The sequence below is a fragment of the Paraburkholderia sp. SSBN10T genome (assembly GCF_056619545.1).
Map to the genome: position 1 here is coordinate 14,602 of NZ_JBWQQI010000013.1, position 13,569 is coordinate 28,170.

General features: G+C 64.2%; 10 protein-coding genes. 4 read left to right on the forward strand and 6 right to left on the reverse strand.

The annotated features are described in order from the left end of the window. Nucleotides 1–70 precede the first annotated feature (70 nt). On the forward strand, nt 71–1,669 hold the full coding sequence (gene nadB / locus AC1ECK_RS20160) for an L-aspartate oxidase (protein ID WP_480321991.1): 1,599 nt from the start codon (nt 71–73) through the stop codon (nt 1,667–1,669). Between the two features lie 147 nt (nt 1,670–1,816). Here the strand turns inward: nadB and nadC are convergent, their stop codons facing one another. From nadC to purN, 6 genes are all read right to left on the reverse strand, one after another. Continuing rightward, nucleotides 1,817–2,728, reverse strand: a complete 912-nt coding sequence (gene nadC, locus AC1ECK_RS20165; RefSeq protein ID WP_480321993.1) for a carboxylating nicotinate-nucleotide diphosphorylase — start codon at nt 2,726–2,728, stop codon at nt 1,817–1,819. Then, nucleotides 2,728–3,867, reverse strand: a complete 1,140-nt coding sequence (gene nadA, locus AC1ECK_RS20170) for a quinolinate synthase NadA (RefSeq protein ID WP_480321995.1) — start codon at nt 3,865–3,867, stop codon at nt 2,728–2,730. The genes nadC and nadA overlap by 1 nt, the downstream gene beginning before the upstream one ends. Before the next feature lie 167 nt (nt 3,868–4,034). Beyond that, a complete protein-coding gene (locus tag AC1ECK_RS20175) occupies nt 4,035–5,231 on the reverse strand; it encodes a DesA family fatty acid desaturase (RefSeq protein WP_480321997.1) in 1,197 nt (398 codons plus the stop codon). A gap of 252 nt (nt 5,232–5,483) precedes the next feature. Further along, nucleotides 5,484–6,836 carry a mechanosensitive ion channel family protein gene (locus tag AC1ECK_RS20180; RefSeq protein WP_480321999.1) on the reverse strand — a complete coding sequence of 451 codons (1,353 nt, stop codon included), beginning with the start codon at nt 6,834–6,836 and terminating at the stop codon, nt 5,484–5,486. Between the two features lie 78 nt (nt 6,837–6,914). Continuing rightward, complete coding sequence (locus AC1ECK_RS20185) at nt 6,915–8,174, reverse strand: RsmB/NOP family class I SAM-dependent RNA methyltransferase (RefSeq protein WP_480322001.1); 1,260 nt, start codon at nt 8,172–8,174, stop codon at nt 6,915–6,917. After that, complete coding sequence (gene purN / locus AC1ECK_RS20190; RefSeq protein ID WP_480322003.1) at nt 8,171–8,836, reverse strand: phosphoribosylglycinamide formyltransferase; 666 nt, start codon at nt 8,834–8,836, stop codon at nt 8,171–8,173. The genes AC1ECK_RS20185 and purN overlap by 4 nt, the downstream gene beginning before the upstream one ends. A 220-nt stretch (nt 8,837–9,056) precedes the next feature. Here purN and AC1ECK_RS20195 point away from each other — a divergent pair, with 220 nt between their 5' ends. From AC1ECK_RS20195 to lspA, 3 genes are all read left to right on the forward strand, one after another. Continuing rightward, complete coding sequence (locus tag AC1ECK_RS20195) at nt 9,057–10,052, forward strand: bifunctional riboflavin kinase/FAD synthetase (RefSeq protein WP_480322005.1); 996 nt, start codon at nt 9,057–9,059, stop codon at nt 10,050–10,052. Between the two features lie 166 nt (nt 10,053–10,218). Next, a complete protein-coding gene (gene ileS / locus AC1ECK_RS20200; protein ID WP_480322007.1) occupies nt 10,219–13,056 on the forward strand; it encodes an isoleucine--tRNA ligase in 2,838 nt (945 codons plus the stop codon). Continuing rightward, complete coding sequence (gene lspA / locus AC1ECK_RS20205; RefSeq protein WP_480322010.1) at nt 13,056–13,556, forward strand: signal peptidase II; 501 nt, start codon at nt 13,056–13,058, stop codon at nt 13,554–13,556. Before ileS ends, lspA begins: the two co-directional genes overlap by 1 nt. The last annotated feature ends 13 nt before the right edge of the window (nt 13,557–13,569 follow it).

The window sequence follows — 13,569 nt, forward strand, 5'->3', positions numbered from 1 at the left end:
ATGCTTTCTTGTTTCTCGGTGAGCGGCGACACAGGTCGCAACGGCCGATCAAGTGACGGAGACGCAGGAAATGAATTTTGATGTGGCAATTGTCGGAAGTGGCCTGGCGGGTTTGAGTGTCGCATTGAATCTGGCGGAGACGCGACGGGTCGCGGTAATTGCCAAGGTATCGATGACGGAAGGCGCAAGCGATTGGGCGCAAGGCGGTATCGCCGCCGTGCTGGATTCCGCAGATAGCATCGAAAACCATGTCAGCGACACGCTCATCGCCGGCGGCGGCCTGTGCGACGAAGCGGCGACGCGTTTCATTGTCGAGCATGGGCGCGAGGCCATCGAATGGCTAATCGCCCAAGGCGTGCCGTTCACAAAAGACGATGCCGCCGAACTCGGCTTTCACCTCACGCGCGAAGGCGGCCACAGCCATCGCCGCATCATTCACGCAGCGGACGCGACCGGCCACGCCGTTGTCGCCACGCTGAGCGAGCGCGTGCGCCGCCATCCGAACATCACGCTGCTCGAAAACCACTATGCAATCGACCTGATCACGTCTGACCGCCTCGGCCTGCCGGGGCGTCGCTGCCACGGCTTGTACGCGCTCGACCTGGAAAGCGGCCGCACGGTCACCATCGAGGCGCCGCACACGGTGCTTGCAACCGGCGGCGCGGGCAAGGTCTACCTGTACACCACGAACCCGGACACTGCCACGGGCGACGGTATCGCCATGGCATGGCGGGCCGGCTGCCGCGTGTCGAACATGGAATTCATCCAGTTCCACCCGACCTGCCTGTTCCATCCCTACGCCAAATCTTTCCTGATCTCGGAAGCGGTGCGCGGCGAAGGCGGCATTCTGAAGCTGCCCGACGGCACCCGCTTCATGCCCCAGCACGACGCGCGCGCCGAACTGGCGCCGCGCGATATCGTCGCCCGTGCGATTGACTTCGAGATCAAGAAGCGCGGCATCGACTGCGTGTACCTCGATATCAGCCACCAGCCGGCGGCGTTTCTGCAAGAGCACTTTCCGACAATTCTTTCGCGCTGCCTCGAGTTCGGTATCGACATCACCAAAGAGCCGATTCCGGTTGTGCCGGCGGCGCACTATACCTGTGGCGGGGTCGTCACGGATCTGGCCGGCCGCACCGATCTGGCGGGCCTCTATGCGGTCGGCGAGACCTCCTGCACCGGACTGCACGGCGCCAATCGTCTTGCCAGCAATTCGCTGCTGGAGTGCCTCGTGATTGGCCGCTCTGCCGCAGCAGCAATCGAAGCGGAAGGTTTCAGCGCCGCCGTCCATGCACCGCTGCCGGATTGGGACGAGAGCCGCGTGTCCGATCCGGACGAAGAAGTCGTGGTTGCCCACAACTGGGACGAGCTGCGCCGGCTGATGTGGAACTACGTCGGTATCGTACGAACCGACAAGCGGCTCGCGCGCGCCAAGCATCGTCTCGCGCTGCTGCGCGACGAGATCCACGAGTACTACGCGCACTTCAAGGTGAGTCGCGATCTGCTCGAACTGCGCAATCTGGTCGAGGTGGCCTCGCTGATCGTGGATAGCGCCCGCTCACGGCGCGAAAGCCGCGGCCTTCACTTCAGCCGCGACTGGCCGACTGCCTTGCCGAAAGCGTTGCCCACGGTGTTGTCGCCAGAGAATGTGCGCAACCGCAACGTCTGACGCGTGAAGTTCAGAGCGCGGCTGGGCGCCGCGCGCTTCGGACCTGCCCAAAAGCAAAAGGCCATCGGAGGTTGGCGATGGCCTTTTGCTGCAGCGGCGGCCGCGGCAAATGACGCCATGCCGCGCACTCAAATTGAAACGGCAGAATCAGACGATCCGCATCGAGTAATCCGTTGCGCGCACGTCCTTCGTCAAGGCGCCAATCGAGATGCGATCGACGCCCGTCTCGGCAATCGTCCGCACGGTCTCGAAGTTCACGCCGCCCGAGACCTCGAGCACGGCGCGCCCGGCCGTGAGACGCACCGCCTCACGCATGGCATCGAACGTGAAGTTGTCGAGCAGCACGGATTGCGCCCGATGCGCCAGGGCAGTTTCAAGCTGCTCGATCGTTTCCACCTCGATCTGGATCGACACGCCCGCGTTCAACGCGAGCGCAGCGTCCATCGCCGCCCCCACGCCGCCAGCCGCGGCAATGTGATTCTCTTTGATGAGAATGCCGTCATAGAGTGCAAGCCGCTGGTTAGCGCCGCCGCCCACGCGCACTGCGTACTTCTGAGCAAGCCGCAGACCGGGCAAGGTCTTGCGCGTGTCCAGAATGCGCGCCTGGGTATGAGCGATCGCGTCGACGTAGCGCCGCGTCGCGCTCGCCACACCAGAGAGCATCTGCAGGAAATTGAGCGCATTACGCTCAGCGCTCAGCAACGCGCGCACCGGGCCGCGCAACTCGCAAACGGGCGTGTCGGCCGTCATACGCTCGCCTTCACGATAGCGCCACTGCACGTCGATGCGCGAGTCGACGCTGCGCATCACTTCATTGAACCAGGGCACACCGCACAGTACTGCGTCTTCACGCACGATGATCCGCGCGTCGCGCAGATCATCGGCCGGCACGAGACGGCCCGTCTGATCGCCGGTACCCACATCTTCCGCCAGTGCATCCGCGACGTTGCGCGCAAGCGCTGCATCGAAGGCAGCGCCATACTGCGCCCGCACCTCGGGAAACAACGGCGATACCGCGTCAGCCTGATACCGCGCCCGATTCTGCTCAGCCGCCCCCATTACGCTGCCCCCACGTTCGAAAACAATGCCGCGTCCTTCGCGAGGTCGCCGCTCGCCTGCACGCGCTTCTTGTGGCGCGCCGCGAAGTCGAGCATGCGGTCGATCGGCACACGGGCGCGCTCGCCCACTGCGCGATCCACAAAAATCTCGTTGTGACCGCGTTCCAGCACGTCGGCCAGGTTCGCCAGTCCGTTCATCGCCATCCACGGGCAATGCGCGCAGCTCTTGCAGGTCGCGCTATTGCCGGCCGTGGGCGCCTCGATAAAGGTCTTGCCCGGCGCGGCAAGCCGCATCTTGTAGAGAATCCCGAGATCAGTCGCGACGATGAACTGCTTCGCATCGAGCCGTTGCGCGGCATCGATCAGTTGCGTCGTCGAACCCACCACATCGGCCTGCGCCACCACGCTTTCCGGCGATTCGGGGTGCACCAGCACCTTCGCGTCCGGATATTGCTCGCGCAGCAGATCGAGCTCGATGCCCTTGAATTCGTCATGCACGAGGCACGAACCCTGCCACAGCAGCATGTCCGCCCCCGTCTTCTTCTGGATGTAGCTGCCCAGGTGCCTGTCCGGCGCCCAGATGATCCTTTCGCCGCGCGCATGCAGGTCGGCGACGATCTCAAGGCCGATCGACGACGTCACCATCCAGTCCGCCCGCGCCTTCACAGCCGCGCTGGTGTTCGCGTAGACCACCACCGTGCGATCCGGATGCGCATCGCAGAACGCTGAGAACTCGTCGACAGGGCAACCGAGATCGAGCGAGCAGGTCGCATCGAGATCCGGCATCAGCACACGCTTGTCGGGACTCAGAATCTTCGAGGTCTCGCCCATGAAGCGCACGCCGGCCACCACCAGCGTCTGCGCCTCGTGATCACGGCCGAAACGGGCCATCTCCAGCGAGTCCGCCACGCAGCCGCCGGTTTCGTCGGCAAGCTCCTGCAATTCCGCATCGACGTAATAGTGTGCGACGAGCACCGCTTTCTCACGCACCAGCAACTCGCGGATACGCGCCTTCAGCGCGCGCTTTTCTTCCGCCGACGGCACGTCCGGCACCTTTGCCCACGCTTGCCCGATACCACACGTCAGGCCCTGCGCCTGCGGCCGGTCGTATTCAACGCTCCTGATCGCCTGCTGATTCATGATCCCCTCTGCCCTGCTGATTCGCCGCTGCTCGCCGTGCGTGGCGGCACGTGCTGTGCCTGTTGCGCGTGCTGCGCGTCACGTCCGACGTTTTTGGCGGCCCAAAAAAGCAAAACCCCGCCAACGCGGGGTTTTGTGACGTAACTAAATTTTAATAGATTTCGTGCTTATGCATAGCGACGCAGGCGCATCGCGAATTCCTGGAGGGCCTTGATGCCGCTTTGCTCCGCGCGATGGCACCAATCCTGCAACTGCACCAGCAACTGTTCACGCGAGGCGTTCGAACGCTCCCACATGGCGGCCAACTCATTGCGCAACTCGATGTAGGTACGCAGCTTCTGGCTGTTCGCGAAGATTTGCGGCAATTGACGCTTCTGCGGCTCGTCGAGCCCAGCTTCTTCCTTGTGGAACCAGCTACGTGCGCCGCGCATCACCTGATACTTTTCGCGCGCGCCCACTTCCTTCAGGTGCGCCAGTTCCTGGCGATAAGCGCGCTTAAGCGCCTTGCCATAACGGGCCATCACTTCGTAGCGGTTGGCCAGCACGGCCTGCAACGTGTCCTGGTCGAGCACCAGCTTGCCGGTGGTCAGGCGCGGCGTGGGCGCGACCTTCTTCACCTTGGCGAGGCGGAAAGCCGACATGATGCGGATGTACATCCAGCCGATATCGAACTCGTACCACTTGTTCGACAGCTTGGCCGAGGTCGCATACGTGTGGTGGTTGTTATGCAGTTCTTCGCCGCCGATCAGGATGCCCCACGGGAAGATGTTGGTGCTCGCGTCCGACGAATTGAAGTTGCGATAGCCCCAGAAGTGCGCGAGACCGTTCACCACGCCGGCCGCCCAGAACGGAATCCAGATCATCTGCACGGCCCAGACCGTCAGGCCGACGAGGCCGAACAGCGCGACGTTCAGCACCATCATCAGGCTCACGCCGAGAATCGGGTACTTCGTGTAGACGTTGCGTTCCATCCAGTCGTTCGGGGTGCCGTGACTGAACTTGCGCATGGTCTCTTCGTTCTTCGCTTCCGCGCGATAGAGTTCGGCGCCTTCCAGCAGGACCTTCCAGATGCCGCGCGTTTGCGGGCTGTGCGGATCTTCTTCCGTCTCGCACTTCGCATGGTGCTTACGGTGAATCGCCGCCCATTGGCCGGTCAGCATGCCGGTGGTCATCCACAGCCAGAAGCGGAAAAAATGACTGACCGCGGGATGCAGGTCAAGGGCGCGGTGCGCCTGGCAACGGTGCAGATACACCGTCACACCGATGATCGTGATGTGCGTCACCACGAGCGTGTACACCACGAGTTGCCACCAGGAGAAGCGCAGCAGGCCGTGGGCAAGAAAATCAAGCAAGGAATTCAACAAGGCAATTTACCTGTGGAACGAGAGTGACAGAACACCAGAACACAACGCGAATACCGCAACTGGAAGACAACTAGAAACGGGGTAACCAAAAACGCGATGTCAAGAAAGTGAAAGCATACGGACAGATTGGACGTTATTCTACTTGAACCGTTCCAAGTGTTTGTAACAATTGGGGATTTTTTGTGGCGCATCAAGCCAGGGGAAACACGCTGGCACGCTTTTTCGGCACGCAGGCACGACAGCGCAACCCCGTCAGGCGGCGCTACCCGGCTCGTCGGCGGCCTTTTCGGTCAGATTTGCCGATCGAGACAGTATGTCGCTCGCGCCGACGATGCGCACTTCGCGTTGCGAGAACGGAATCGAAATGCCGTTTTCGCTGAACAGACGCCAGATATTACGGTTGACCACCGAGCGCACGCCACCGGTGCCGGTCGCCGCATCTTCGATCCAGAAGGCCAGTTCGAGGTTGATGCCATCGGACCCGAAGCCCACCAGATACGGAGTGGGCGCCGGGTCCTGCAACACGCGCGGCACCCCGGCGGCCGCTTGCGTGAGCAAGCCCATGGCCTGTTCGACGTCCGACGTGTAGGCCACCTGCACCGCAAGCTTCGCCAAACCGCGGGTCAGATACGACGACTGATTCTGCACCACGTCGGTAATCAGCTTTTCGTTCGGAATCAGCGTTTCGATCCCGTCAAGACCTCGCACCACCGTATAGCGGGTGCGGATCTGCGTGACCATGCCTTGCAGGCCGCCGGTGTTGATGGTGTCGCCGATCCGCAGCGACCGGTCGATCAGGATGATGAAGCCGGACACATAGTTGCTGGCGATCTTCTGCAAGCCGAAACCGAGCCCCACACCCAGCGCGCCGCCGAACACGCCCAGCACGGTGATGTCGATGCCCACTAGCGACAGGCTGATCAGCACCGCCGCCAGCACGAACAACGCCCGGCCGACCCGCGCCACTACGACTTTCAGGTTCGCATCGAGCGTATGGGAGCGCATCAACCGCTCCTCGAACGCCGAGCCGAGCCACATTGCCACCACCATCGTCACGCAGACCCACAGGAGGCCAGTCGAGAGCGACAGCAGCGTCATATGCGCATTGGCGACGCGAAAGTGCACGCTGGCCATCCAGTCGAGGACGTCGTCCTGAATGCCCATCACGGTGAGCACCATGCCGATCCAGACAATCAGCGAAACGATCTTCTCGCCAAGGAAGAGCCACGCATGAGCTTCGCCATGACTCGCAAAAACGCGGCGGGCGAGGAAAAACATCACGTAGATCAGGCCAATGCCGAACAACGGCACCAGCGCCAGATCGAGCAGCGCCGTATGCATGAACGGACCGGCGACCGCTTGCGCGAGCCACACCAGGGCAGCGCCGATCAGCGGAAAAAACGCGCGGTTCAGGCTTTCCGCGCCGAAACGCAGCGCCTGATAGCGCGTCTGGCGGCGCAGATCGAGCGTGCGGCGCAGCAGCCGGGCGAGCCCCCATGCGAGCACGAGCGTGCCGAGCAGCAGGCCCGCCTGCCAGAGCATCACCGGCTGGCCGAAGTCGTGGGCAACGTCGCCGAACAGGTGAAAGAAGATCCGATTGTGCATGGTTTCGATGTTGCGCCCGGTGCGCTGCGACCGCCGTTGCTGCAAGGCGGCCGGCGCGCCCGCGGCGCTTCAGGCGCGTTAAGCCCGGCGCTCCAGCACGGCGGCGAAGAAGCCGTCGGTGGCGTGACGGTGCGGCCACAGGGACAGGTAGTCGCCCATTTCGATCTCGACGCGCTGCTCGGCCAGCACGTCGCGCGCCGGCACGAGAGCGAAACCCGGATGATTGGCGAGGAACTGCGTGATGATCGCCTCGTTCTCCGCCTCCAGAATGCTGCAGGTCGCGTAGACCAGACGCCCGCCCACCTTCACGAGGCGCGAGGCGCTGGTCAGGATCGACAACTGCTTGGGCGCGAGTTCGGCGACGGATTCCGGCGACTGACGCCATTTCAGGTCCGGATTGCGCCGCAGCGTGCCGAGGCCGCTGCACGGCGCGTCGACCAGCACGCGGTCGATCTTGCCCGCGAGGCGCTTGATCTTCGCGTCATGCTCGCTGTCGATCAGCACCGGGTTGACGTTCGACAAGCCGCTGCGCGCAAGGCGCGGCTTGAGCTTGGCGAGGCGCCGCTCGGAGATGTCGAACGCGTACAGCCGGCCCGTGGAGCGCATCATCGCGCCCAATGCGAGCGTCTTGCCGCCCGCACCGGCGCAAAAATCGACGATCATCTCGCCGCGCTTCGGCGCGACCAGCGAGCACAGCAACTGGCTGCCCTCGTCCTGCACCTCGACCCAACCGTTCTGGAACGCATCCAGCTTGGTGAGCGGCGGCTTGCCGACCACCCGCACGCCGAACGGCGCGAACGGCGTGGCGCCGGCTTCGATGCCGGCCTTCGAGAGCGCGCCCAGCACGTCGTCGCGGGTCGCCTTGATCGGATTGGCGCGCAGGTCCAGCGGCGCCGGGTAGTTCAGCGCGGCGGCCAGTTGTGCCAGTTCTTCGGCCTCGAAGCGCTTCGACAGCGCCTGGTAGATCCAGTCGGGCAGATTCATGCGAATCCGCAGCGGCAGGCTTTCCGGGTCGATCTTCGCGACGTGTTCGAGCCAGTTCGACTCGGTGTCGGACACGAACGGTTTCAGGGCCGAGCGCCCCGCCGTCTGCATCAGGCCCAGCAAGGCCATCCGGCGCGCCGGGCTGCCCGTGCCGCTTTCGGCCAGATGGGCGAACTCCATCCGGCGGCGCAGCACCGCAAACACCGCTTCGGCGATCACGCCGCGCTCGCCGTGCCCGAGCTTCGGGTGGGCGCGGAAAAAACGGCTGGTGGCCGCGTCGGCAGGGCCGGCCAGCTTCAGCACGTCCGCCAGCAGCGTTTCGGTTTGTCCAATCAAAAAACCATGCAGTCTCATACGCCCTCTCCGGCGATCTTGTTGCTATTGATGTCGGCAAAGAGCCATTGCGGCTCCGGCGGCGTTAGCGTGACGCGCAGTCCGTCGAGCGCGAGACGCCCTTCGACGAACCAGCGCACCGCGCGTGGGTAAATGATGTGTTCGGTGGCCAGCACCCGCGCGGCGAGCGCCGCGGCGTCGTCGCCGTCCTGCACCGGCACGGCGGACTGAATCACGATAGGCCCATGATCGAGCTGCGACGTGACAAAATGGACAGACGCGCCGTGCAGCCGCACGCCGGCGTCGAGCGCCTGCTGGTGGGTTTTCAGACCCGCGAAGCTCGGCAGCAGCGACGGATGCACGTTCAGCATACGCGCCGCGTAGTGGTCGACAAAGCCGGGCGTCAATACGCGCATGAAACCGGCGAGCAAGACCAGGTCCGGCGTGAAGGTGTCGATCTGGCGCGCAAGGGCGGCGTCGAAGGACTCGCGATCGGGAAACTGGCGGTGGTCGACCACCGACGTGGCAATACCGTGCGACGCGGCAAATGCAAGGCCCGCGGCGTCTGGACGGTTGGCAATCACGGCGGCGACTTGCGCCGGCCAGCCTTCGCGCGAACAGGCACGCACGATGGCTTCCATGTTGCTGCCCCGCCCGGAAATCAGGATGACAAGTTTTTTCATCCGCGGATTTTATCATTCGGGGGACGCCGGAACGGCGCTGCGCCGCCGTGCCTCGCTTTGAGCGTTTATAATCGTTTGTTTTGCGGGATACGCGCTGGCGGAGTCCGTGCTGGCGGCATATGCGCCGGCGGCGGCCCCACAGACCGGCCCGTTATACGTCATTGTTAAACGTCGTCCGTTACACGTCGTCCCAAAACTTAAAGTCGCCCAACCCGCTATTGTGAGAGTCTTCCGCGGTCTTCCCAATGCCGAGAGCCGTGCGCCCTGCGCCCTGACCATCGGCAACTTCGACGGTGTCCACCGCGGCCATCAGGCTTTGCTCGCCCACGTGCGGGCGGCTGCCGATGCGCGCGGCCTGCCCGTCTGCGTGATGACTTTCGAGCCGCACCCGCGCGAATTCTTCAACCCGGCCGGCGCGCCGCCGCGCATCGCCATGCTGCGCGACAAGCTGGAGGCGCTGCGCACCAATGGCGTGGACCGGGTCGTGGTCGAGCACTTCAATCACACTTTCGCCAGCCAGTCGCCGGATACGTTTGTCGAACGGATCATCGTCAACGGCCTGCATGCGCGCTGGGTGATGATCGGCGACGACTTCCGCTACGGCGCGAAGCGCGCGGGCGATTTCGACTCGCTGAAGGCAGCGGGTGTGCAGCACGGTTTTGAAGTCGAGCAGATGGCCACCGTCGCGGATCCGTCAGGCGCGCGCATCTCCAGCTCGGGCGTGCGCACGGCGCTGGTGGCGGGAGATCTCGATGCGGCACGCGCCGCGCTCGGCCGCGATTATCTGATCAGCGGCCACGTGGTGCACGGCATGAAGCTCGGCCGCGATCTCGGCTTTCCCACCCTGAACCTGCCGATCGCCCACAAGCGCCCGGCACTCGCCGGTATTTTCGTGGTGCGCGTGCACGGCATCGCAGCGGAACCGCTGCCGGGCGTCGCGAGCCTCGGCTTGCGCCCCACCGTCGACGATTCCGGCCGCGTGCTGCTCGAAGTTCACCTGCTCGACTGGCACGGCGACGCCTACGGCAAGCTCGTGCGCGTCGAATTCCTGAAGAAGCTGCGCGACGAGGAAAAGTACGTCGACCTCGAAACGCTGACCGCCGCCATCGCGCGTGACGTCGCCAATGCGCGTGCCTGGTTTGCGGCTGTCGGCACCGGCACGCCGGGCAGCCGCTCGACCGGCTTCGCCACTTCAGCCACGGACCGAATTAGATAGCCGCCACGGTACGTGCCGGCGTCAAGCCCAACACGTACCCTCGCCGCGCGCATCGAAGGGCGTCCGTGGATCACGCGACATGCCTGCCGGGCGCGCCCAACGCCCCGCGCATCGTGCGCATATCGCGCGCTTGCCGCGCATCGAAAGAATTCACCGCGACCACACCATGAGCAACAAGAAAGCCGATTCGAAACCGCAGTCCCGCTACCCGGTCAACCTGCTCGACACGCCGTTTCCGATGCGTGGCGACCTGCCCAAGCGCGAACCGCAATGGGTCAAGGAATGGCAGGAACGCAAGATCTACGAAACGATTCGCGCCGCCTCCCGGGGCCGCAAGAAGTTCATCCTGCACGACGGCCCGCCGTATGCCAACGGCGACATCCACCTCGGCCACGCGGTGAACAAGATCCTCAAGGACATGATCGTCAAGGCGCGCAACCTGGCGGGCTTCGACGCGGTCTACGTGCCGGGCTGGGACTGCCACGGCATGCCGATCGAAATCCAGATCGAAAAGCAGTTCGGCAAGTCGCTGCCGGCCGCCGAGGTGATGCAGAAGGCGCGCGCCTACGCGACCGAGCAGATCGAGAAGCAGAAGCTCGGCTTCCGGCGTCTGGGCGTGCTCGGCGACTGGGACAACCCGTACAAGACGATGAACTTCACGAACGAAGCCGGCGAAATCCGCGCGCTCGCGAAGATCATGGAAAAGGGCTATGTGTTCCGCGGCCTGAAGCCCGTGAACTGGTGCTTCGACTGCGGCTCGGCGCTGGCCGAAGCGGAAGTCGAGTACAAGGACAAGACCGATCCGACCATCGACGTGCTGTTCGCCTTCGCCGAGCCGGAGAAGACCGCGCACGCGTTCGGCCTCGCGGCGCTGCCGCGCAGCGAAGGCGGCATCGTGATCTGGACCACGACGCCGTGGACCATCCCGGCCAACCAGGCGCTCAACCTCCACCCGGAAATCGTCTACGCGCTGGTGGATACGCCGCGCGGCCTGCTGATCCTGGCTGAAGAGCGGGTCGAAGCCTGCCTGAAGCTGTACCGCCTCGAAGGCCACGTCGTGGCGACAGCCCCGGGCGCAAAGCTCGTCAACCTGCGCTTCCACCACCCGCTCGCCTCCGCGCATCCGGGCTACAAGCGCACGGCGCCGGTCTATCTCGGCGACTACGTGACGACGGAAACCGGTACCGGCATCGTCCACTCCTCGCCCGCCTACGGCGTGGAAGACTTCGTCTCGTGCAAGGCGCACGGCATGGCCGATTCGGACATCATCAACCCGGTGATGGGCGACGGCCGTTATATCGAATCGCTCGCGCTGTTCGGCGGCCTGTCGATCTGGGCGGCGAATCCGAAGATCGTCGAAGCGCTGCAAACGGCCGGCTCGCTCCTGCGCACCGAAAAGTACGAGCACAGCTACATGCACTGCTGGCGTCACAAGACGCCGATCATCTACCGCGCCACGTCACAGTGGTTCGCCGGCATGGATGTGAAGCCGAACGACACCGACAGGACGCTGCGCGAAACCGCGCTCGAAGGCATCGAAAACACCGCGTTCTACCCGTCGTGGGGCAAGCAGCGCCTCTTCAGCATGATCGCCAACCGCCCGGACTGGACGCTGTCGCGCCAGCGCCAATGGGGTGTGCCGATGGCGTTCTTCGTCCACAAGGAAACCGGCGAGCTGCATCCGCGCACGCTGGAACTGCTCGAAGAAGTCGCACAACGCGTCGAGAAGGCCGGCATCGAGGCCTGGCAATCGCTCGATCCGCGCGAGCTGATCGGCGATGACGCCAACATGTATGAAAAGAACCGCGACACGCTCGACGTGTGGTTCGATTCCGGCACGACCCACTGGCATGTCCTGCGCGGCTCGCACAAGGACGAACTGCAGTTCCCGGCCGACCTGTACCTGGAAGGCTCGGACCAGCACCGCGGCTGGTTCCATTCGTCGCTGCTGACCGCTTCGATGCTCGACGGCCGCCCGCCCTACAACGCGCTGCTCACGCACGGCTTCACGGTGGACGGCGAAGGCCGCAAGATGAGCAAGTCGCTCGGCAACGGCATCGATCCGCATGAAGTGGCGAATCGCCTGGGTGCGGAAATCATCCGCCTGTGGATCGCCTCGACCGATTATTCGGGCGAACTGGCGATCTCGGAGGAAATCCTGAAGCGCGTGACGGAAAGCTATCGCCGCATCCGCAACACGCTGCGCTTCCTGCTCGCCAATCTGTCGGACTTCGACTTCGAGAAGCACGCGCGCCCGGTCGAAGACTGGCTCGAGATCGACCGCTATGCGGTGGCGCTGTCGGCCAACCTGCAAACCGAGATCCTCGCGCACTACGACAAGTACGAGTTCCACCCGGTCGTCGCCAAGCTGCAGACGTTCTGTTCGGAAGACCTCGGCGGTTTCTACCTCGACGTGCTGAAGGACCGCCTGTACACCACGGCGGCGGACTCCGTCGCGCGCCGGGCCGCCCAGACCGCGCTGTATCACATCGCGCACGGCCTGCTGCGCATCATGGCGCCGTTCCTGTCGTTCACCGCCGAAGAAGCATGGAAGGTGTTCCAGCCGGCCAGCGAAACGATTTTCACCGAGACGTATCACGCCTATCCGGAAGTGGCGGACGCCGCCGCGCTGCTCGACAAGTGGACGCTGCTGCGCGCGGTGCGCAGCGACGTCACCAAGGCGCTGGAAGAAGCCCGGGTGGCGAATCTGATCGGCTCGTCGCTACAGGCGGAAGTCGAAATCCGCGCGAGCGGTGCGCGTCACGACGCGCTGGCGAGCCTCGGCGGGGATCTGAAATTCGTGCTGATCACGTCCGCGGCAACGGTCGTGAAGGTCGACAGCGAAGCGGCCGAGGGCGTCGAAGTGGTCGCATCGAAATATCTGAAGTGCGAGCGCTGCTGGCACTACCGCGCCGACGTCGGCGAGAACGCCGAACACCCGTCGCTGTGCGGCCGGTGCTTTAGCAACCTGTTTGGAAGCGGCGAAACGAGGAGCGCGGCATAATGGCAAGAACCCTGTCGAAACCCGCCGGCGGGTCGCTGGCGCCGTGGCTCGGCGTTGCGCTGATCGTGATTCTGTTCGACCAGCTCACGAAGATCGCGGTCCAGAAGGTGTTTGCCTACGGTGTGCCGCATGAGGTCACGTCGTTTTTCAACCTCATCCTCGTGTACAACCGCGGCGCCGCCTTCAGCTTCCTCGCCATGGCGGGCGGCTGGCAGCGTTGGGCCTTCACGGGCCTGGGTGTCGTCGCGGCGCTGGTGATCTGCTATCTGCTCAAGCGCCATGGCGCGCAGAAGATGTTCTGCGCGGCGTTGGCGCTGATTCTGGGCGGGGCGCTCGGCAATGTGATCGACCGGCTGGCGTACGGCCACGTGATCGACTTCCTCGATTTCCACGTCGGCAACTGGCACTGGCCCGCGTTCAACCTCGCCGACAGCGCGATTACGATCGGCGCGATCCTGCTCGTGCTCGACGAATTGCGGCGGGTACGCGGCTCGCGCTAACGCTGTAGCTTTG